This is a genomic window from Halochromatium roseum (assembly GCF_016653315.1).
GTDB classification, from domain to species: Bacteria; Pseudomonadota; Gammaproteobacteria; order Chromatiales; family Chromatiaceae; genus Lamprobacter; species Lamprobacter roseus.
The window spans coordinates 38,294-59,572 of record NZ_NHSH01000080.1 but is presented as its reverse complement, the minus strand read 5'-3'; the positions used below and the strand labels follow the sequence as shown (position 1 = coordinate 59,572).

Genomic DNA, 21,279 nt, shown 5'->3' with positions numbered 1-21,279 from the left:
CCGGGATCGCATAATGCCCCTGTAAAGCTGCCCTCTCAACTGAACCCTGAACCCGCGCCAAGCGCATTGGAGAAATAGATGAATTGGTATCTTGAGGCCTTGCGCAAGTACGCAGTCTTCAGCGGCCGTTCCCGCCGCAAGGAGTACTGGACCTTCTTCCTCGTCAACTTCGTCGTCGCCACCGCGCTGTTGCTGGTTGATCAGCGGATTGGCACCTTCGATCAAGAGACCAGCGTGGGGCTTCTCAACGCCATCTTCACGCTGGCCTTGTTGTTGCCCAGTATCGCCGTCGCCGTGCGCCGACTGCACGACACCGATCGTGTCGGCTGGTGGGTGCTGCTCAGTATCATCCCGATCATCGGCTCGATCATCCTGATCTTCTTTATGATTCAGGACAGCACCGCTGGCGACAATCGCTACGGGCCGAACCCGAAGGCTGTCGGGGCCAAGATCCAACCGACATAACGCGTCACCTCGGTGCCTGGAGACAGTACCAGGGCCCCTATACTCGCTAGCATCGTCCTGATTCTGGAAGCCGTGATCGCACGTGGTATTCTGCTCGCGATTCCAGTTGCGCTTGGTTATGGCGGCTTTCCGTCCTGCAGTATCGGGCGCATCGCGGCCAAGAAACTGTCCATCAATTTCTTCCCGATTTGAGGGTCCACAGTGGGCGATTATCGGGAAGTAGCAAATGGGCAGCCACTAAGCCGTCGGCCCGAGGCACCGCAACCTGCTCACCATCTTGGCCAGTGGGCAGCCAGGGGTTCGGTCGCGATACCAAGATGCCCCAAACCGGCGAGCACCAGCGCCGGATCGGGGGTGAGCCCGATCAGCAAAACGCTTAGCCCCATCAGCACCAGCGTCCAGGGCCAGGCACGCAGGCTGATCGGCTTCAACGCGGTGCCAAAGGAGCGCTTCACACGGCGATCTAACAGATCAACACTGGCCATCTCATCCATCGTCAGATGGGTGAGATAACCGAGCAGCACAAAGCCACCCGCGAGCCAGGCCAACACCGCGTCTAGACGCATCAGACTATCGGCGACCACTGTGACCGTCAGCGTCGCCACGATCGCCATTAGCAGCGTGTGCCAGATTCCCCGATGCACTGTCAGCCGCGCGAATGTCCAACGCAGCGGGAAGGCTACCAACAGTGCAACACCAATCCAGACCCCGACCTGCTCGAACAGGCCGACGTGCCCGGCGAGTCGGAATGCGACCCAAAAGCCAAGGATGATGCCTGCGATATTGAAAAGGCCCCGCACAGGTTTCGAATCATCGGCATCGATATCCGGCAACAGGCTGGCCGCAGTGCCGAGGACAAAGAGGGCCTGGGTCTCGGTACTGTTCGAGAGCCCTTCGCCATAACTCGCAAAGGCGGCAATGCCGGATACCAACGCACCACCGGTCAGATGGGAGCGGAAGTTAGCCACCCGATGCGCTCCAGGGAGAGCCAGTCCGAGGCCATGCGCTCCTAGACCATGCGGCCCAGGACAATGGACTCCCGTCGTTTGTGACCAACGCGATTTGCATCCTACTTTGGGTAGACCGACCGACAACCATTGCGCTGAAAGGATCGACCTCTAACCGGCTCGCGCCCGACGAATCGCGCTGATACGAGCCTCACGTAACCGCTGCGGAATCAGCGCCTTGTTTGCAGTCGATCGGGCCATCTCACCAGCATCCACCATTCGCGCAGCCTGGGCGAGTCTGCGCATCAGATTCGCCTGCGGATAGTCACGCTCGTCGTAGCCGCTGCGGCCACGGAAGTCTGCTTCGCAAGCGATCAGCATCTGCTCGAAGCGCTCGGGTCGGCGGAACAGATCGACGCCTTCGAACAGGTCCTGGATCGTCGCCGCACGCAGCTCATCGACCTTGTGGACCTTGCCGTGGAAGCGGGCGGTGAGCCGCGCCAGCTCGCAATAGCGCTTCGGCACCCGCAGCCGGGCACAGACATCGGCGACCAGGGTCACGCCTCGCTCTTCGTGGCCATGATGGCTGGGTAGGATCTCGGGCGGGGTATTGCCCTTGCCAAGGTCATGGCAGAGTGCCGCGAAACGCACCTCGGGCAGCGGCGAGAGCCGGGCCGCCCTGTTGAGCACCATCATCACATGCACCCCGGTATCGATCTCGGGATGCCACTTGGCCGGCTGCGGCACACCCCAGAGCCGATCCAACTCCGGCAGCAGACGTTGCAGGGCGCCGCAGGCACGCAAGGTCTCAAAGAACATCGACAAGCGCGCTTCAGGGCACTGCTCGCTGAGCACCTTGGACAGCTCGGCCCAGACCCGTTCTGGCACCAGCGCATCGACCTCACCCGCCTCGACCATGCTCCGCATCAGCGCCAGGGTCTCATCGGCGATACGAAACCCGCGCCCATACAGACGCGCAGCGAACCTCGCGATCCGCAGGATGCGAACGGGATCTTCGCCGAAGGCCGGTGAGACATGGCGCAGACGCCGCTGCTCCAGGTCGGCCAGGCCGCCATAGTGGTCGATAATCCGACCATCCGCGGTCTCGGCGAGGGCATTGATGGTCAGATCGCGGCGCTCGAGATCCTGTTCCAAGGTCACGCCCGGCTCTGCGTGGAAGACGAAGCCATGATAGCCCGGAGCGGTCTTGCGCTCGGTGCGCGCCAGCGCGTATTCATCCTTGGTCTGCGGATGCAGGAAGACCGGAAACTCCTTGCCCACAGGGACGAAGCCGCGCCGCAGCATCTCATCGGCATCGACGCCGATGACGACGTAATCACGCTCCTGGACCTCGATCCCGAGCAGACGATCGCGCACAGCACCGCCAACGAGGTAATACTCCAGGCCTGAGGTGGCAGCGTCACTCATCACAAGTCGGCAAGATCGCCTCCGAATCGGTTACAGCTTCCGATTATGCCAGCCTAAGAAGGTTCAGCGCTGCGGCAGCGAGCCTCGTAGAATGTGGGGCCATCTCGTAGGCCCCTCTACGCTAATACTCGCTCACGCTTCCGCCATGGCACGCTTCCTCGGTCTCTCTATCCTGCTCGCCGTCGTTCTCTACGGCATTTGGCCCTACTACAGTCTCTTTCGGATCAACAACGCGCTGCAGAGCCCGGACGCCCAAGCCCTAGCGCCGGTCGTTGACTTAGTCGCGATTCAAAGACACTTCAAGGCGCGTATCGAGAGTGGCGTCGACAGCCTTTTACCGCTTGACCAGAATCGTCAACCCGGCAGCAGCCAGAGCGATCGTTCGGCCGGCAGCCAACATGGCCGTCAAAGCAACCTCCAGGACGCGCTACAGCTCGACGCCGACAAGGTCCTTGGCTGGCTAGCCGGCAACCTCAAACAGCTCGGTGATGCGGCGCTGGATCAGGCCATCACCCTCGACTGGGTCCGCAGCACCCTGCTTGCCGCAGCTCGACGCGCCGACAGCGAGGCCGGCCCGCAAGGCGACAGCCGCTTCATCGCGGCCGTCGATTTCGCCTTCTTCGAAGGCTGGAACCGTTTCGTCATCCGGCTTGGCCGGCTCGGCGAAAGCCCCACCTTTGTCATTTTGACACTCGACGGCGCTGACTGGCGGGTGACCGATATCACACACTGACCGATCACCCGTGACGCCTTGCCATGGCGAACGACCGCCCCTGTTCTAATCAGCCCATTAAACACTCGGATCAGACGTCACCACAGACAGCGCGCGTAACCAACCCGGACGACGAAGCGCTTGTTTCACGGCGGCCCTGATCCCTTTAACAACACTCCCTTTAACACTGGCTCTGAGGTAACCCGATGTCCCAGCGACCTGCTTTGATGCCTGCCTTGGCGGGCCTGACCGGCCTCTTTCTGTTCCTGATGGCAAGCCATGCCGCTGCCTTCAAGTGCATGCCGATCTATGGCAATTGGTGCGGCATTAACCATCCTAGCCATGGCTGGCCGCCACCCGTTGACGCCTTCGATGCCGCCTGCATGCATCACGATCTCTGCACCGCGCAGCCCGGTTCCGATACGCCCTGTGACATTGCCTTCGTCGGCGAGCTACGCAGCATTGCGGCACAGGTCGGCTATCTGCCGCGACCGCTGCAATGGGCCGAGTACCTGATCCGGCTCAAGTCCGGCGGCTCTTGGGGCGGCATGCCGATGCCAACGCCCGGTGACGCGATGGGGGTGATGTCGAGCCTGGCCGCGCCTTGCTGGTAACAGCGCCTCAAGCCCGGTGAGCCGCACCGGCGAGCGCCGAGACGGCGGCTCGCCCGGCGCTTACATCAACCCGCCACAACAGCAGCGCTCCGATCAGGAACAGCAGCAGGATGGGCAGCAGCGCGAGGCGCGGATCGCCACCCACGGCAGCGGTGGTGCCAACCAGGAAGGGACCGAGCACCGCCGCAAACTTGCCCACCATGTTGTAGAAGCCGAACAGCTCAGCGGTCTGCCCAGCCGGAATCAGACTCGCGAACAGCGCCCGACTCAAGGCTTGAATACCGCCTTGGACCAGCCCGATCGCAATCGCCAGACCGTAGAAGTGCTCGACGCGGCTCATTTGCGAGGCGGCCGCGATCACCAGCACATAGATGCCGATCGCAAGCAGGATCGAAGGCTTGGGTCCGAAGCGCGCCCCAAGCCGGCCGAACACCAAGGCCGCCGGGAAACCGACGAACTGCGTGATCAGCAGCGCGACCATCAGGCTCGAGCTGGGGAAACCAAGATCCAGCCCGTACTTCACCGCCATAAACACCACGGTATCGACACCGTCGATATAGAACCAGTAGGCGAGCAGGAATAGGAAGGTATTCGGCAGCTTGCGGATCTCACGAAAGGTCAGCGCCAGCTCGCCGAAGGCGCCGCGAACCGCAGCGCGGAAACGACGTCGGCCCAGCCCTCGGCTCTCGGGCACGAGCAGCAGCAGCGGCAGGGTAAAGACCGCCCACCAAAGCGCAACACCAAGGAAGGACAGGCGCACCGCCGCCGCCTCATCGGCAAGACCAAAGCGCTCCGGCATCAGCACCATCAACACGAAGAAGGCGAACAGCAGCCCGCCGCCAAGATAGCCCAGCGCATAGGCCAGCGATGAAGCGCGCTCGTAGTCGCGCGGCGCGACGACATCGGTAATCAGCGCATCATTGAAGATGTTGCTGCCGAAGAATCCGAGCAGCCCGGCCAGATAGAGCAGCAGCGCCATCGGCCACTGGCCAGCGCCCACCCAATACAGCCCCCCGGTCGCGAGCAGACCTAGCAGCGTAAAACCGAGCAAAAAGCGCTTCTTAGCGCCGAGCTGATCGGCAAGCGCGCCCAGGATGGGCGCACTCAATACCAGCATCAGGCTGGCTGCACTACTGGCGTAGCCGAGCCACTGGGTGCTCTTGGTATCCGGCAGCTCGCTCGCCCAGAATTGGCTGAAGAAGACCGGGAAGAAACCGGCGATGACGACCGTCGCGAAGGCCGAGTTGGCCCAGTCATAAAAGGCCCAGGCCAGCAGGCTGCGCCGATCTGAAGGCGCCGGCATCAGCAGCTGAAGGTTTCGTCTGTCAGCGTCCAGGCGAGAGCGCACCTCGGTGGACGCGCCCGGCCCTGCCTTGGCTGCCTAACGCTCATCGCGCGGCGCCACCCCGGACAATGAATCGCATGAGATTCACGTTCAGGCGTTCGCTGCCGTCGCCCCGGCTCACGCGTCGCCACCAGCGACCAAGGCCATCCGCACCAGCTCGGCGAGCGAATCGGCACGCATCTTGTCCATCACCCGCGCCCGATGAACCTCCACGGTCTTGGCGCTGACGCTCAGCGCCGCGGCGATCTCTTTGTTCGATTTTCCGTCGGTCACCATCGCCATCACCTCATGCTCGCGTGGCGTCAACTCCGCCAGCCGCGCGGCGATCTCGGCCTTGCGCGCATGCAACGCCCGATGCTGCTCGTCGTATTGCAGCGCCTTACGGATGCTGTTCAGCAGATGCTCGTCATCGAACGGCTTCTCGATAAAGTCGACCGCACCCGCCTTCATCGCCTTCACCGCCATCGCGACATCGCCATGACCGGTGATGATGATCACCGGGATGCGGATCTCACGTCGTCCCAAATATTCCTGTAGCTCGAGACCGCTCATCACCGGCATACGCACATCGAGCAGCAGACAGCCAGCCCGGCCCGGATAGTAGGCATCGAGAAAGGCATGCGCCGAGTCGAAGGTCTCCACCCGCATGCCCACCGACTCGATGAGCCACCGCAACGAGCCGCGCATGGCCTGATCGTCGTCGACCACAAAAATGGTCAGCTCCTTGCTCATCCGTGCGTCCCTTCTAAGCGCGGGAGTTCGAGCAGATTCAGATCACGCGCATCCGCCAGCGCCATCGTGGTCTGTTCGTCGCCAGAGCCTGCCGCATCGGCGGCGATCGGCAGCTCGACCTCGAACAACGCACCAGCACCGGGCTCGGATTCGGCGCGGATCGTGCCGTTGTGATCTTCGAGGATGGTCAAACTGATTGGTAGCCCCATACCCATTCCGCTTTCTTTAGTGGTGAAGAAGGGATCGAACAATAGATCCATTCGCTGTACTGGTATGCCCGGTCCATTATCCTTTACGCGCACCAGCCCGCGCTCGCCGACACGCCGCGTGCTCACCAAGAGCGCACGCTCACCAGGCGCCCTTTCCTCAAGTGCATCCAGCGCGTTGCGCACTAGGTTCAGCAGCACCTGCTCAATCTGGACCAGATCGACATCGACTGGGATCGGCGCCTCGGCCAACTGTTGCTCGATCTGCATGTCCAGCTTCGCGGTCTCGAATTCGACAAAGCTACAGACCTCGCGCACCAGCAGATTGAGATCGACCACCGAGCGGATCGGTTGCTGTTTGCCGACCAGCGCCCGTAACCGCTTGATGATCTCCCCAGCCCGTTGCGCCTGCCCGGAGATGTGCGCCATCGCATCGATCAACGGCGCGCGCTCATCCTGCCCGCTTTTCAATCGGCGGCTCGCCCCATTGGCGTAATTGACAATCGCCGATAGCGGCTGGTTCAGCTCATGGGCCATCCCGGTCGCGACTTCGCCCATGGTACTCAAGCGGCAGACATGGACAAGCTCTGCCTGATGCTGGCGTGACTCCTGTTCAGCGCGACGCACCGCAGTGATGTCACGTGCGTAGATATTGACATAGCCGAGTTCCTGGATCGGCACGAAGAGCAGCGAGTAGATTGCACTGCTCAGATCATCCTCATACTCGCGGGTCTCGCCGCCCTCAAGCGTTTCTCGCACCTGATCACACCAGCGTATTGGCAACGGCCCGCCCGGCTCGGTCTCCCAAGCCGTCATCAACGGCTGACTCGATGCGTTTGCGTAGACGATGCGGGCGGCACCATTGACGCGCAAGATCGGGCTCGGGCTCTCGCTGGCGAAGCGCGCCAGGCCTTTGATCTCGCGCTCGGCTTCCTTGCGCTTGGTGATGTCATGGATATAGAGCGTATAAACCGGCTCATCGTCGAGCGCGATCGGCACGATCGAGATCTCGATCGGGAACAACTGCTCGTTGTTGCGCACCGCGCGCAGCTCGGTGCGGGCGTGCGGTCGATCGCCGAGTGGACCACGGCGGCGCGATTCCTGGAGCAGCCCGATGAAATTGGCACGATCGCTGGGAGCGATAAAGGCGCGCACGAAATCAGTGCCGATGATCTGATCGCGGTCGAAGCCTAGGGTGTACTCCGCGGTCGGGTTGTAGTCGATCACCGAGCCGGCACGGTTCAGGGTCACGATCGAATCCAGCGAGGCCTCCATGATGGCCGCCTTCAAGGCCTCCGTCTCGCGCATCTCATGCTCGTGCTTGCGCCGCATCTCCTCACGCGCACGCAACACCAGTGAGGTGAAGTGCTGCATCCATTCCTCGAGCAGCAACAGCTGGTTGCCACCACCGTTGAAGCCCGGCTGATCGATCCCGAGCGCTCGCTGAGAAAAGCGCGTCATACGCTTCAATACCTTATTCAGGCGCGCCGAGACCAGATAGATCACCAGCGTAAAGACGGTAATGAAGACCAACGCGGCGATCAGACGCTGGTTGCGCTCGAAGTCGACCACCTTGCTCGACATCTTGGCCACGCTGCGCTGCGGGATGAAGGTCGCGAACAGCATGTTCCAGTTCGAACCTTCGTAGGCAGGGAGCGACTGCGAGGTCACCAGATACTCATCGCCCCATTCACTGAGCAAGGTGCCAGGAATCAACTGCTTGGGCTCATTGCTGGCAAGGATGCGCTGCTCATCGGCATCGACCAGCGCCACCGCCGAGCTGTCGGCGGAGAAACTGCCCTCGGAGGCGGCCAGAAAACCCGCATCCACCGGCACCAACACCACCAGGCTGCCCATGGTGTAACCGCTCGCGTCCTCGACCCGATCGCTCACCACCAGGTAGGGGCTATCATCGAAGCGGGCCAGTACGGTTCGCACCTCGTCGAGATCACCCAGCCATTCACCCAGATCATTCGTCAACTCCTCCGGCAAAGGCTGCTCGCCAGCCTGATAGATCTCGCGCACCAGACCGCGCGAGTCCACCAGCAGCACGTGGCTCGGCGCCAACAGCGCATTGCGGCCAAACACATCCGGCAGCCAGAACGGGCGGAAGCCCGCATAGATCACTGGATCAACGACCTCGCCCGGAAACCAAAACAGCGGCTCCAGGTATTGCGCGAGACGCCGATGGTTAGCCAACAAACGGGTCGTTGACGCATAGTTGGCCATATACTGATCGAAGCGAATCAGGCTCTCGCGCGCCCTCAAGTCCAGACGCATCGACAGCTCACGTCCAAAGATGCGCTCAATCGCCCGACTCTGCACCTGATCCAAGGTGATCCAGACCGCCAGACCAGCCATCAGGCCGATGAAGATACTGATCACCGGCATCGGTAGACGGCGCAACAAGGTAAACAGGGTCGGTTTGACGCTGATGCGGGGTAGTTTCACAACGCCACCAATTGCAAGCGAATGGCTCCGTTCAGGAAGATAGCGACCCAAGCGATTTTGATCAGGTGCATCGGTGCCCAGGTCGCGCAATGCCAGCATCCTGCCCACATTGAAACCACCAGTCGAGCCGACAGTCTAGCCGATCAGCCCCATCAGCCACCACGATACCCTGCTAGCCCGCCACTCACGCTCATCTGGCGCCGCACCGCGCCACCCCGGACAATGCATCGCGTGAGATTGACGTTAACGCCCCTAGCACACACCACGAGACACCGAATGACCGACCTCACCCAGGCCCAGGGTCCAGGGCTACTGCGCCGCCTAGCGACCATCTTCTACGACCTACTGCTGGTCGTCTCAGTACTCTTTGCTGCCGCCTTCATCTACACCATCCTGGTGCAGGGTCTCACCGGCGCTGACCTTACCCAGGGCGTCGCCGGCTTCCTGTTTCAGCTCTACCTACTCGCAGTCATCGTTGGCTACTATCTCTACTTCTGGACTGCTGGCCGCCAAACGCTAGCGATGCGCGCCTGGCGATTGCTCATCCTGCGCGAAGACGGCTCGCCGCTCAGCAGTGTCGATGCACTGCGCCGCATCGGCTTCGCCATCCTGACCTTGGCACCGGCCGGCCTCGGACTCTGGTGGATGCTGTTCGATCGCGACCAACTCACCTGGTACGACCGCCTTGCCGGCACCCGCACGCTACTGCTGAGCAAAGGCGCTCGCAACGCTTCTGTGAGCGGCAGCAGCAAAGACCATGACAACAACAGTTCCGGCCCCAATTCCAGCGCTAGCTCGAGCCCGAGCCCGAGCCCGAACTCTCGCGCCAGCCAGGAGCCCAAATGATGCAGTTTGAGATCATCCCCGTCACGCCCTTCGAGCAGAATTGCACGCTGTTGATCTGCCCAACAACGCGGGAGAGCGCCATTGTCGATCCGGGCGGCGAGCCAGCGCGGATGATCGCCGCTCTGGAGCGTCTCAACGCGACACCCCGCATGATCCTGCTGACCCATGGTCATCTAGACCATGTCGGCGCCGCCCCCGAACTCGCGGCACAGCTCAATCTGCCGATCATCGGCCCACATCACGACGACGCCTTCTGGCTTGATGCGCTGCCACAGCAAGCACAGATGTTCGGCTTCCCGCCGCAGGTCGCGTTCAGCCCCGACCAGTGGCTCGAACATGGCCAGCAGCTGCAGCTCGGCGAGCGTCGCCTCGAGGTGCTGCACTGTCCCGGCCATACGCCTGGCCATCTGGTCTTCGTCGATCGCGCCGCGGGCCTGGCACAGGTTGGCGATGTGCTGTTCCGCGGCGCGATCGGCCGCACCGACTTTCCACGCGGGGACCATGCGCAGCTCCTCGCCTCGATCCGAGAGCGCCTCTTTCCGCTCGGCGATGCAGTCCGCTTCATCCCCGGGCATGGCCCGATGGGAACGCTGGGAGAGGAGCGCCGCACCAACCCCTTCGTCGGCGAACGACGCTGGGGTTGATCGCGGCATGATCGCTGCATCCGTCGACCAGCCTTGAGCGGTATACAATGGCCGGTCACCTTGCCGCCACCTGCCCCTCGCTACCATGTTGCTGAAACGTCTGTTCGGCCGCCGCGCCGAGACCAAGGCCCCCGCCGCTCAACAGACGGAGGTCGCGACCGCGCTCGAGAGTACCGATGTCATTGTCCGCCGGAATGCCTGCCGACAACTGACCGATCTCAGGCGTCTGCGAGACCTCGCCGATACCGATCACGACGCTGGCGTGCGCGAACTCGCCGAGGCGCGCTACCGGCGGCTGCTGTGCGGACTCGACGCCAACGCGCCGCCGCTCGAGGCACGGCTCGCCGAGCTGAGCTGCGCAGCCAACCCGAACCTGCTCGCACAAACCGCAACCCAAGCCAGTGACGCCGAGCTGCGCCTGGCCGCGATCAGCCAGCTCGAGGATGCCGCAGTCCTGACGGGCTGCGCCATCAACGACGCGGTCGCCGGCAATCGGCTCGCCGCCGCCGAGCGCGTGCAACAGAAGCAGGCGCTGGAACAGATCGTCAAGGCCATCGGCAAACGCGATAAACGCGTCTACCGGCTCGCGCGCGAGCGACTCAAGCAGCTCATTGAGCAGGAAGAGCGCCCGCAACGCGCGCGAGCACTCGGCACCACCCTCTGCGAGCGGCTGGAAGGGCTGGGTCGCTACGACAACTGGCTGCAGGATCAGGCTGTGCTCGGGCATCTCGAGCAGCAATGGCAAGCGATCGAGACGGATGTGGATCAGGCCCTGCGCGACCGCTTCGAGCATCTGCGGCAGCGCTTCCTAGAGGACTATCAGACCTACCAGCAGAAACAGGCGGCACCGCCTGTGACCGAGCACGAGACGCCGGCTGAACAGCCGCTCGAGGCTCGGGCAGCGCCCGACGCCGAGCAGGGGATTGAGCAGCCCGCTGAACCACTCGCCGTTGGCGACCAGGATCACCAGGCACAGATCGACACACTGCAAGCGCTCGTCCGACGAGCACCCGAGCTTGACCCGAGCGACCTCAAGCAGGAGCTACAAGGTCTGCAAATCGCTTTGCAGCACGCCGAAAATCAGTCAGGAGACGGCCATCCCGCCCTCATGCAGGGCTATCGGGAAGCCGAGCGGGCGCTCCGAGCACAGCGCCGACGACGCCAACAGCAGACGCCGGCAGAGCAGGAAAACCAGACGGGCCAGTTTGGCCAGGCAAGCCAGGCAAGCCAGGCAGACCAGGCACAGCAGACAGCTGATCAGCTGCTTGCTGATCTGCGCCGACAAAGCGAGCGTAACGCGGTACCTGATCAGCGCACCATCGACGCCTGGCGCAAACGGCGCCGCCGCCTGCCAAACAAGCCAGCACTTGCCGCCGCATCGAGCGGGTCCGAAGTCTCGGCCGATGCAAGCAATGCAGCTGATACCAATGCAGCTGATATCACGGAGACCGAAACCAAAGCGCAGCCGCAGCTGACGACACTGCAAGAGATCGACCAGCGGCTAGCGCGTCTGGAGCAACGCTTCGAGCGACATCAAAACCAGCTATTGCGCAAACTGGAAAGCCTGCCCGAGCGTCTCACCGAATTGGAGCAACACCTTAACCAAGGCGAGCTGAAGAAGGCCGATCCGCTCTATCAGAGCATCAGCGCGACCCTCGATCATAGCCGCGCAGCAGGCGTTGGGCGCAACATCTTGTCCGCCACCGATGAGCGCCTGAAACAGATTGCACCGCAGCTTCGCGAGCTACGCCACTGGCGACGCTGGAGCACCGACGAGCATCGCGCGCAGCTCTGCGCCCAGATCGAGGCCCTGGCCGCGGACACCCAACATGCCGATGAACCGAGCATCAACCGCTTGGAAGAACTCAAGAATCAATGGCGAACGCTCGACCGCCAAGGCGCCCCTGCCGAAGAGGCCCTCTGGGAGCGGTTTCGCCAGGCTGCGGAACAGATCCGCGAGCGCTGTCGCCCTTATCTCGAGGCTCAATCAGCCCTGCGCAGCGAAAACCGCAAGCAGCGCGAGGCGCTGGCGAAGCGGCTCGAAGACTTCCTCGCCAAGGTCGACTGGGAGCGCGTCGATTGGAAGAAGCTGCACCGCGCCGAGCGCGAGATGCGCCAAGCCTGGAGTCGACTGATCGAAGCCCCAGGCGGCGATAATCAGGGCGCCCGCGATCGCACGATCGAAGGCCACTTCCGACGCGCACTGCGGCGGCTCGATCGCAGCCTCGCCGAGGAGCGTGAGCGCAACCAAGCGGAGAAACAGGACCTGCTCGAGCAGATGCGCGCGCTCGCCGATGAGCCGGATCTGCGCAAGGCGATCGATGCTGCAAAGCAACTGCAAAGCCGATGGCAGACCACCGTGCCGGCGCGGCATCGCGAGGAGAATGCGCTGTGGCAGCAGTTCCGCACGGCAAGTGATGCCATCTTTGCCCGCCGAGCCGCCGAGTCCGAGGCGCGCGGTGCAAGCCTGCGTGAGCATCAGGCGACACGCGAGGCCATCTGCCAAGACCTCTTGGCGTTGGTGGACGCCGCCGGCATCCAATCACCGGAAGCGCTCGAGCAACAGATCCGCGAATTGAAGATACGCTGGAATGACACCGAGGCGCTGCCGGTTCCTCGCCAAGCCCAGTCGGCACTGAACCGCCAATGGCGCGAAGGTCTTGCAGCGGTCAAAGACCGACTCGCCAATTTGCATGAGGCACAGCGCTGGGCGGGACTCGAACACCTCGCCACACGGGCCGCCTATTGTGATAGCGCCGGCCGCCGGTTCGCCGCGACGGCATCGAGCGCAACCGCTGAGAGCACCGCTGAAGCGAACAATGGCGCTACCAACACGACGCCGGTTGAAGACGCGACCGACGAGAGGCACGACTGCAATCGGCTCAAGCAGGACTGGGAGGCCCTGCCGAACATTGAGGACGCGGCTCTCGCAGCAGCGATGGATAAGGCCTTCGACCGGGTGTTGACTGGTTGCCGCGAGCCGGGTCAACGCAGCAAGCTGGCGGCGCTGCTCAACGAGAACCTGGCTCAGCGTGAGACCCTGTGCCTGAGTCTCGAGATCATCAGTCAGGTTCCATCGCCAGAGCACTTACAGACCGAACGCATGCAACGCCAAGTCGAACGCTTGCGTGATCGGATGGGCGACGGCGAGACGAACGGCAATGACGATAGCAGCACCCTGCTCCGTGACTGGTACCTGAGTTCCCCGGCAGCCGCCTCAGCGGCCCTGGAGGCACGCTTCGATCGGATCAAACGGGCGCTGTTTAAAGGCGCCCCGCAGGTCAATGTCAGCCCGGATCAGGCTTAGAAACTGTCCATCAATCTCTACCCGATTTGAGGGTCCATGGTGGGCGATCGTCGGGAAATAGAAAATGGGCAGCCACTGAGTACTTCCCCGAGCTGCCATAAGGCCGAGTCACCGACTGGTTGACCGGGTTTGCCGGAGGCCCGCGTTGCGCCATCGCCAGGCGAACGGAGTTGTTCGCGCCAGGGAGATCACCGTCGACCCACCAAGGCTGAGCCGCGCGCAGTCGGCAGGGTCACACCACATCAAGATCGACACCAAGCGCGGCACATCCTGACCGACGACGCAAAGGGACACTTCAAGTGGCAGCGGAACCTCAAGTGGACCCTGTTTCGCAGGGTTTTCCGGTGATCCGCATAATATTTACGGATATTCCTTGCGTTTTATCAGTGACTAGACCAAATTATGGACGACGGAGGCCTTCACCAAGCCCGACCGTTGCTGCAATCCAGAGCCAAAAAACTGCATCACCAGCCTGTTAGCCGAAGGCCGACCCGTAGCGATACGATGACAACAATAACGCGGAGCCCGGCTGAGGCCCGCCACTAGGGCTCGATTCCAAGTCATCCCGCCCATCCTGCATAGCGCCGATGGAATCGAGCCCAGGCTTGTATCCCAAGACCAAATACATACCGGAGGAATTCGCGATGGAGCAAACCACCGCCGTTGACGCTGTCCAAGCCGAGGATATCGTCGTCAATAAGATCAGCTTCGCCCAGCCCTGGGAGTGGATCGAGAAGGGCTGGCGCGACATGCTTGCAGCCCGCCGTTACAGCCTGACCTATGGCGCCGCCATCGTGCTGATCAGCGGATTGATCACCCTGGGCCTGAAGAGCGAGGGCATGTTCTTTATCGTGCCTTTCCTGGTCGCCGGCTTCTATCTGCTCGCACCCATCATCGGTCTCGGTCTATACCAGATGAGCGCGCATGTCGAGCGTAACGAGCCGATCCAGTTCTGTAGCGCGCTCGAGGCCTGGCGCCGGAATCAGGCCCAGCTCGGAGTCATCACCGCCGGCCTGCTGATCATCATGCAGCTGTGGATGATGTCTAACTTCGTGCTCTTCGCGCTGCTCTACACCGGCATGCACCCACCGCTGGAGAACTTTTTCAGCACCGTCTTCCTGTCTGGCGAGCACAACGCCTTCGCCTTCGCGAGTATGGCGGTTGGCTTCCTGCTGGCCTGGCTGGCCTACGCCATCAGCGCCATCTCAGTTCCCATGCTGATGGACCGTAAGGTCGACGGCTTTAGCGCGATCCGCACGAGCGTCAAGGCAGTGACTCAGAACTGGGCACCGATGACGTTATGGGCACTGCTGATCGTCTTCTTCATCGGCCTCGGTTTGCTAACCTTCTATGTCGGCTTAGCGATCGCCATGCCACTGGTCGGCCATGCGACCTGGCACGCCTACCGCGATCTGGTCCCGAGTGATCGCTGAGGTTCAACGGTAAACGGTTCAACGGCAGACCCGGCTTCAACCCTGACGCTCATGGCGCGACACCAGCCTGGAAATGAGCCGCCTGAGATGCACGTGATCACCGCAGCCCGAGACGGCGGTCGGACGCAGGGTCTGACCTCGCCGGGCGAGGTCTCAGACTGACGACCACTGCCCTGTGCCGTTTACCTCCTTGCTCTTGCCCCTGTTCTCCGCAATTGCTCGATAGCCGATAGCCGATAGCCGATAGCCGATCAGACTACTGCGGCAATTTCACCACCGTAAACCAGTAGCTCTCCATGCCCTTGATCGCATGGATCAGCTGGTCGAGATCGACCGGCTTGACGACATAACCGGCCGCACCTAGGCCGTAGCTCTCGACAACATCGCGCTCAACATCAGAGGTGGTCAACACCACCACCGGAATCGCGCGAAGATCCTCATCCTGCTTCACCTGCTGCAGGAATTCCCGACCATTCATCCGCGGCATATTCAGGTCGAGCAGGATCAGATCCGGACGCGCCGCAGTCGCAGACGCCTCGGTCTCGCGGCGCAAGAACTTGAGCGCCTCGACGCCATCGACGACGTGATGCAGCCTGACCAGCACGCGGCTTTCCTCAAACGCCATCCGCACTAGATCGGCATCCGCGATCTCGTCTTCGACGAGCAAGACGGTAAACACAGGTTGATTGATGATCATGACGCAAGCTCCTCGCGCGTAAACTCTAGAACGATCGTCGTACCGCCACCAGGCGTCTCCTCTGCCATGGCGCGACCGCCGACGGTCTCCATGATCCGTCTCACGATCGCCAGTCCGATGCCAGTGCGCGTTGCCGAAATGGGTGGACTCAGCTGCTCAAAGACGCCGAAGACGCGCTCGCGATAAGGCGTTGGAATCCCCGGCCCATTGTCGGTGATCAAGAGTTGCAAGCCGCCCCCTACAGCGCGGGTAAAGACCCGAATCTCGACCGGCTGCTCCGGATCAGCGTGCTCAACCGCGTTCTCGAACAAGCAGCGCAGGCAATAGCTCAGCCATTGACGATCGAGCGGAATGCGGGGCATCTCAGCGACAGACAGGGTCACTGGCGCCTGTGAATGCTGATCAGCCAAGCGCGCAAAGAGCTCCCGCGTCAGCGCCGCTGGATCATCAACGCCCTGTTGCGCACTGGCCTGGCCCGCGGCCAGGTAAAGCTGCATGTCACGCACCAGCGTTCGTTGCCGCAAGGCCTGGGTCTCCAGCGTCAACGCCAGCGGCTCCAGTTCGGCAAGCTGCGCGCCACGTTCGAGCCGACGTCGAATCAGGCCGGCATAGCTGGCCATACGTCGGCAGGGCTCCTGCAAATGATGAGCGGCGACCTCGGTGAAGCGCTGGAGCGCACCATTGGCCTGAGCATTTTTCTCCAACAGTTGCTTAGCCGTCGCCTCCGCCTGCCGCCGCCTTCGCACATCACGAGCGAGCACCGCGCTGAGAAACAGCAAGGCCATCACGCCAACAAAGAGGACCAAGATGGTACGCCGATCCTGCTCCCGACGCTCCGCAACATAGGCCGCGATCTGCGACGATTGTAGATCGACCTTATGCTCGAGCCCGCTCTGGTAATGCCAGAAAGGATCATTCGCCTCACGCATCTCGGTGAGATCGGAGATGATCGACAGCAGCTGGACCTTGCCGTCGATGCTCAGCGGCGATGACCAAACCGCAACCTTGCGCTCCTCGCCAGACGCGAGCCGATGGCGAAACACAAAGTGTTCGCGCTCACCGCTCTGTGCACGCTCCATCTCTTCGTTCACTCGCAGGGGCGCCAGGGTACTGATGTCCTGGATGCGCATCGCAAGCAGGCGCTCCCGGGGATAACCGTAAAAGCGCACCGCCGCGGCATTCGCATCGCGGATCGCGCCACTGCCGGGATCGACCAACAACATGGTCGCCGCATGATCACGAAAGACGTCGGCAAAGGCCGGGTCGGCGTGGGCCGAACCCCAGGCCTGAATCCAGGCGAGAGCAAGCAGCGTCAGCAGCCTGAAGAGCAAGACTCGGCGACTCGACTTCGACATCAGGACAGGTTGTCGATCGGCTCCAGCGCCTCGAGCCCCGCACTGCTCAGCGGCGTCAAACCCAGGGCCGACGCATCGCCGAATTCAGTTAGCGATGAAGATACGGAGCACTTTGTTGTTATCATCATGGTTCCACAAAGGTCGCCAGGATCACCGCCATCCATCGCTGCGCGGATCGCGAGACCGCCTTCCAGATCAGGTAGGATGTAACCTCAGATCCGAAAGAAAGTCGAGTATCACTCACCCATGACGCCTGTCTCCGCAGCCGAGACCTCCGCTTTCGGCACACTGCTGACTGAGGTGGGTTCCGACGACCCCAGCCTTTTCGTGCGCCCGCTCGAGCGACTCGCCGAGCTGCTCGAGCGTATCGATCATGCGCGCGCCACTGAGGTTAGGGAACTGCTCGGCCTGCTGCCGACATCGCCCGCGCAAGTGCGGCGTCAGCTCGATGGTAATGCCTGGTGGGCCGGTGCCGGCTCGCTGGCCGCCGAGACCATGAGTGACAACCCGGGCCTGGCAGAGGCCGAATGGGCCATGCTGGTGCGGGAATTCCGTAACCTCATGATCGAGATTGGTGAACAGTTGCTGGCGACGGGTGCGGCTAACCCCGGTATTCGCTCTTGGTTGCTCGCATTCAATAATTGGAATGCCTCTGAGGTCTGATCCGCACTGACCACTGACCACGAGATCTTGAGCTGCGGATCAGGCTCAGGCTCACGCCAAGCCTTCGCTTGCGGTATACAATGCCCCATGCTGCTCTCGATCAAGCATCAGTTCCTGTTCATCCATATTGCCAAGACCGGCGGCACCAGTGTGCGTGCGGCGCTGGCGCGTCGGCGTTGGACTGATCCTTGGTATTGGCCGATGTTTGTCTGCAGCCGTCTCAGTCACCTGAGCGGTCATCGCATTGCCACCAAGCTGCCACGCCATGCCAAGGCCATCGCGGCAAAGGAGCTGTTGCCGCGCGAGCATTTCGACGCCTTATTCAAGTTTGCATTCGTCCGCAACCCCTGGGATCTGCAGGTCAGCTCCTTTCACCACATTCGACGCGAGCGCCCCCAGCACCTGGGTGGCCATCAGAATTTTGCCGCCTTCTTGCGTTGGAAGCTCGACCCCAAACGACCGCCGCAATACCACATCGACACCTCGATCGAACTCCAGACCGACTATTTGATCGACCTGCGCGGCAACCTGATCGTCGACTTCATCGGCCGCTACGAACGTCTCGAGCAAGACTTCACAGAGGCTTGCACACGCATCGGTATCCGGCCACCGAGACTCCCGCACCGCCGGCAGGCCAACGACCGAGGCGCCGACTATCGCCGGTATTACGACGATGAGACCGCCGAGCTGGTCGCGCAACACTTCGCACCGGACATCGAACGCCTCGGCTACCACTTCGACCCGAGCCCATGACGGGAATGTCCGACAGCGATTACCGGCATGTGCTCAATGAGCTGGAGAGCCTATTACGCGACACCGCCGAGACACTAGAGCGCTTTGTCGAGACGGGGATGGACCAAGAACTGCCCGAGGACTACCAGAAACTTCTCGCCATCCAAGCCGAGGCCTTACACGAGCAACAGGTCTACCTGAACGCGCTCAGGCAGGAGCCAGAGTATCGGCACTAGCGCCAGTACATAACAGCGTGCCTTCACGAACACCGCAACGATGGGTTTGAGGGAAGCTCAATCCGTCCCCAAGGGAACCTAAAGGCCCGGCACACCAGGGGTGGACCGGGCCTTTATTTTACTCGCTATGTTAGCGCCAGTCGGGCGCGCGTCTGGCCCCGACTGAGCTAAGACGCGGCGCGACAGGTTACAGATTCACGCGGTCGATGACGTGAACGATGCCGTTAGTGGCGTGGAGATTACTCTGCACCACGTCTGAACCGCCGAAGCCGATATGGCCACCAGCACTAGCCGTTGGTCCGACGGCAATCGATGCCCCGTCGATGGTCCGAGCCTCGCGCATCTGCATCAGATCAGTCGCGCTGTAGCGTCCGGGGACGATGTGCTTCGAGATCAACGAGGCCAGGGCCGCAGGATCGTCACGCAATGCGGCACGCTGCTCATCGGTCAGTCTGGCGAAGGCCTCATCGCTCGGAACAAACAGGGTATAAGCACCGGTTCCGGTCAACAGGTCAGCCTTGTCGCTATTCTGCAGCGCCGTGCGGAAGTCGTCGAACACGCCCGAGCCAGAGAGGACGTCTGCCAAGGTCTTGGAGCTCGCATAGCTCGGCACACCGTCGACGTCGCCATACTTCCCGAGCACGTCGGCTGGCTTCGCGTTTTGTAGACCGGCCTGGGCGCGAGCGAGAGTCTCTTCATCGGCATACCTGCTACCGAACGAGAGGGCGGTCAGCGGACCCAGCGCCATGCTGAGGCCGAGAATGACAACAAGACGATTTGAGCGGGTGGTCGAGTCGGTCATGGATGGTTCCTCGAGCTGTCGATGATTTGAAGTCAGGGACCTGGACAGAATCAGATCAGAGAAGACATTAATCATCTTCAAAGCCTATGTTTCTGCCCCCTACGAGTTGGATATTAGGACAGCATCGACCTTTGCCAAGTGAAACCCAGTTAAGAGCATGGTCTTTTAGCACGACAGCGCCCTTGTCCCGCCCGTCTGCCGGCCTTGCCCCAGTTCAAACCAGCCAGAGCAGCATTTGGACAGCGCAATTGAGCAGGACCGGCAGCAAGGCAGGCAGAACGCCAAACGATACGAAAATCAGCTGTCACGCTGGCGCTTGTAGGCGGCGAGGAAGGCGCGCTCTGAGAAGCCGTCCAAGCGTTGATCACCGACCAGTATCGTCGGCACCGCGCGGGCGCCAAGGCGCACCAAGGCCTTGCGCGCCTTGGCGCTGCGCCCGACATCAAACTCGCTGTAGGCAATACCGCGCGCATCGAGAAAGGCTTTGGCCTGGCGGCAGTGCGCACAGCCTTGACTGCTGTAGAGCAACACTCGCGGGGCACGAGTCTGGCCAGCGCCTGTGCGACCGCCCATACGCCTAGCGCCGCTTGCGCGCGCGTGGATGCGCTTGGTCGTAGACCTGCGCAAGGTGTTGAAAATCGAGGTGGGTATAGACCTGGGTCGTGGCGATGTCGGCGTGGCCGAGTAGCTCTTGAACAGCACGCAGGTCGCCAGAGGATTCGAGCAGATGACTGGCGAAGGAGTGTCGCAACAGATGCGGATGCAGATGGCGACCCGCAGAGCGTTGCTGCCCCCAGCGCTTGAGACGCGCCTGCACGGTGCGCGGATGGATGCGCTTACCGCGCGAGCTGACGAAAAGGGCTGGCTCGTCCGCCGCGGCGAGCAAGGGTCGGACCGCAAGCCAACCCGCAATGGCTTGCAGCGCTGCCCGACCTATCGGCACCCGACGGGTCTTGGAGCCCTTGCCGACCACGGTCAGCATGGCGTCGGCAGGGTCGATATCACGCACATCCACCGAGATCAGCTCGGCAAGGCGCAAGCCCGACGAGTAAAAGAGTTCAATCATCGCGGTATCTCGCAACGCCAACGGCTCGTTCTCGATCTCTGAGTCCGCCGCAACGGTACCTAGACCCGCAGCATCAGCGTCAGAATCAACCTGTTTGTCACTGTCGAGCAACGCGCTCAGCGTATCGGCATCCAGGCTGCTCGGCAGACGCCTCGCACTTTTCGGCGCGCGCAGCCCGCGCGCCGGGTTATGAGATACCAGGCGCTCACGCAGCAAGTAGTCGAAAAAGGTGCGCAAGGCGGAAAGCTCGCGCGCCAAGGTGCGACCACCGATGCCCGTGCGATGCCGAGCTGCGACATAGCGGCGAATCGCCTCATCGCGAAGATCCGACCACGCCTGGATACCCTGCTCGATTCGCCAGCGGGCGATGCGCTCAAGATCACGCCGATAATTACTCAGTGTGTGCGGCGATACCTGTCGCTCGTTAGCGAGATGACCAAGGAAACCTGGGAGTAGCAGGTCTGAATCTGGCCCTAGACCTAAAGCTGAATCATCATCCGCGTCTGGACCCAAGGCTGAGGCAGAGCCATGGGCAGAGGCAGACGCTGTATTTGAACTCGAGACCCAGTCCGTCTTCAGCCCAGATCGCGAATCGTCG

The 21,279-nt window shown here is 62.0% G+C and carries 20 protein-coding genes; 10 read left to right on the top strand and 10 right to left on the bottom strand.

Features of this window, described 5'->3' with window-relative positions; genetic code table 11:
* Positions 1-78 precede the first annotated feature (78 nt).
* Positions 79-465 carry a DUF805 domain-containing protein gene (locus CCR96_RS22405; RefSeq protein WP_201223926.1) on the top strand — a complete coding sequence of 129 codons (387 nt, stop codon included), beginning with the start codon at positions 79-81 and terminating at the stop codon, positions 463-465.
* A gap of 269 nt (positions 466-734) precedes the next feature.
* Here the strand turns inward: CCR96_RS22405 and CCR96_RS22400 are convergent, their stop codons facing one another.
* Positions 735-1,433: a metal-dependent hydrolase gene (locus tag CCR96_RS22400; protein ID WP_201223925.1), complete on the bottom strand. Its 699-nt coding sequence runs from the start codon at positions 1,431-1,433 to the stop codon at positions 735-737.
* A gap of 150 nt (positions 1,434-1,583) precedes the next feature.
* Positions 1,584-2,816, bottom strand: coding sequence for a multifunctional CCA addition/repair protein (locus tag CCR96_RS22395; protein WP_201223987.1), 1,233 nt, complete (start codon positions 2,814-2,816; stop codon positions 1,584-1,586).
* Between the two features lie 169 nt (positions 2,817-2,985).
* On the opposite strand from CCR96_RS22395, the gene CCR96_RS22390 reads away from it, so the two are divergent.
* Both CCR96_RS22390 and CCR96_RS22385 read left to right on the top strand, forming a co-directional pair.
* Positions 2,986-3,573, top strand: a complete 588-nt coding sequence (locus tag CCR96_RS22390) for a DUF2939 domain-containing protein (RefSeq protein WP_201223924.1) — start codon at positions 2,986-2,988, stop codon at positions 3,571-3,573.
* 185 nt (positions 3,574-3,758) lie between these two features.
* Positions 3,759-4,166 (top strand): phospholipase A2 family protein, encoded by a 408-nt coding sequence (locus CCR96_RS22385; protein ID WP_242519301.1) that lies wholly within the window; start codon positions 3,759-3,761, stop codon positions 4,164-4,166.
* Positions 4,167-4,173: 7 nt separating this feature from the next.
* Here the strand turns inward: CCR96_RS22385 and CCR96_RS22380 are convergent, their stop codons facing one another.
* The 3 genes from CCR96_RS22380 to CCR96_RS22370 form a co-directional block, all read right to left on the bottom strand.
* Positions 4,174-5,469 carry an MFS transporter gene (locus tag CCR96_RS22380; protein WP_201223922.1) on the bottom strand — a complete coding sequence of 432 codons (1,296 nt, stop codon included), beginning with the start codon at positions 5,467-5,469 and terminating at the stop codon, positions 4,174-4,176.
* Positions 5,470-5,628: 159 nt separating this feature from the next.
* Positions 5,629-6,243, bottom strand: coding sequence for a response regulator transcription factor (locus tag CCR96_RS22375; RefSeq protein WP_201223920.1), 615 nt, complete (start codon positions 6,241-6,243; stop codon positions 5,629-5,631).
* Positions 6,240-8,900, bottom strand: a complete 2,661-nt coding sequence (locus CCR96_RS22370; protein ID WP_338035933.1) for a PAS domain-containing sensor histidine kinase — start codon at positions 8,898-8,900, stop codon at positions 6,240-6,242. Before CCR96_RS22370 ends, CCR96_RS22375 begins: the two co-directional genes overlap by 4 nt.
* Positions 8,901-9,176: 276 nt before the next feature.
* On the opposite strand from CCR96_RS22370, the gene CCR96_RS22365 reads away from it, so the two are divergent.
* From CCR96_RS22365 to CCR96_RS22350, 4 genes are all read left to right on the top strand, one after another.
* Entirely contained in the window at positions 9,177-9,746 is a 570-nt protein-coding gene (locus tag CCR96_RS22365; RefSeq protein ID WP_201223918.1) for an RDD family protein, read from the top strand.
* Positions 9,746-10,390, top strand: a complete 645-nt coding sequence (locus CCR96_RS22360) for an MBL fold metallo-hydrolase (protein WP_201223917.1) — start codon at positions 9,746-9,748, stop codon at positions 10,388-10,390. The genes CCR96_RS22365 and CCR96_RS22360 overlap by 1 nt, the downstream gene beginning before the upstream one ends.
* 85 nt (positions 10,391-10,475) lie before the next feature.
* Entirely contained in the window at positions 10,476-13,697 is a 3,222-nt protein-coding gene (locus CCR96_RS22355) for a DUF349 domain-containing protein (protein WP_201223915.1), read from the top strand.
* 644 nt (positions 13,698-14,341) lie between these two features.
* A complete protein-coding gene (locus CCR96_RS22350) occupies positions 14,342-15,130 on the top strand; it encodes a DUF2189 domain-containing protein (protein ID WP_201223913.1) in 789 nt (262 codons plus the stop codon).
* Positions 15,131-15,386: 256 nt separating this feature from the next.
* Here the strand turns inward: CCR96_RS22350 and CCR96_RS22345 are convergent, their stop codons facing one another.
* Both CCR96_RS22345 and CCR96_RS22340 read right to left on the bottom strand, forming a co-directional pair.
* Positions 15,387-15,827, bottom strand: a complete 441-nt coding sequence (locus tag CCR96_RS22345) for a response regulator (protein ID WP_201223911.1) — start codon at positions 15,825-15,827, stop codon at positions 15,387-15,389.
* Positions 15,824-17,182 (bottom strand): sensor histidine kinase, encoded by a 1,359-nt coding sequence (locus tag CCR96_RS22340; protein ID WP_201223910.1) that lies wholly within the window; start codon positions 17,180-17,182, stop codon positions 15,824-15,826. Before CCR96_RS22340 ends, CCR96_RS22345 begins: the two co-directional genes overlap by 4 nt.
* 246 nt (positions 17,183-17,428) lie before the next feature.
* Between CCR96_RS22340 and CCR96_RS22335 the strand changes: the two genes are divergently transcribed.
* From CCR96_RS22335 to CCR96_RS22325, 3 genes are all read left to right on the top strand, one after another.
* Complete coding sequence (locus CCR96_RS22335) at positions 17,429-17,845, top strand: hypothetical protein (RefSeq protein ID WP_201223909.1); 417 nt, start codon at positions 17,429-17,431, stop codon at positions 17,843-17,845.
* Positions 17,846-17,932: 87 nt separating this feature from the next.
* Complete coding sequence (locus tag CCR96_RS22330) at positions 17,933-18,598, top strand: sulfotransferase family 2 domain-containing protein (protein WP_201223906.1); 666 nt, start codon at positions 17,933-17,935, stop codon at positions 18,596-18,598.
* 5 nt (positions 18,599-18,603) lie between these two features.
* Positions 18,604-18,813 (top strand): hypothetical protein, encoded by a 210-nt coding sequence (locus tag CCR96_RS22325; protein WP_201223902.1) that lies wholly within the window; start codon positions 18,604-18,606, stop codon positions 18,811-18,813.
* 187 nt (positions 18,814-19,000) lie between these two features.
* On the opposite strand, the gene CCR96_RS22320 is transcribed toward CCR96_RS22325, so the two are convergent.
* From CCR96_RS22320 to xerC, 3 genes are all read right to left on the bottom strand, one after another.
* Complete coding sequence (locus CCR96_RS22320; protein WP_201223901.1) at positions 19,001-19,615, bottom strand: fasciclin domain-containing protein; 615 nt, start codon at positions 19,613-19,615, stop codon at positions 19,001-19,003.
* Positions 19,616-19,912: 297 nt separating this feature from the next.
* Positions 19,913-20,188: a glutaredoxin family protein gene (locus CCR96_RS22315; protein WP_201223899.1), complete on the bottom strand. Its 276-nt coding sequence runs from the start codon at positions 20,186-20,188 to the stop codon at positions 19,913-19,915.
* A 4-nt stretch (positions 20,189-20,192) separates the two neighbouring features.
* Entirely contained in the window at positions 20,193-21,194 is a 1,002-nt protein-coding gene (gene xerC, locus CCR96_RS22310) for a tyrosine recombinase XerC (protein ID WP_420827290.1), read from the bottom strand.
* Positions 21,195-21,279 lie beyond the last annotated feature (85 nt).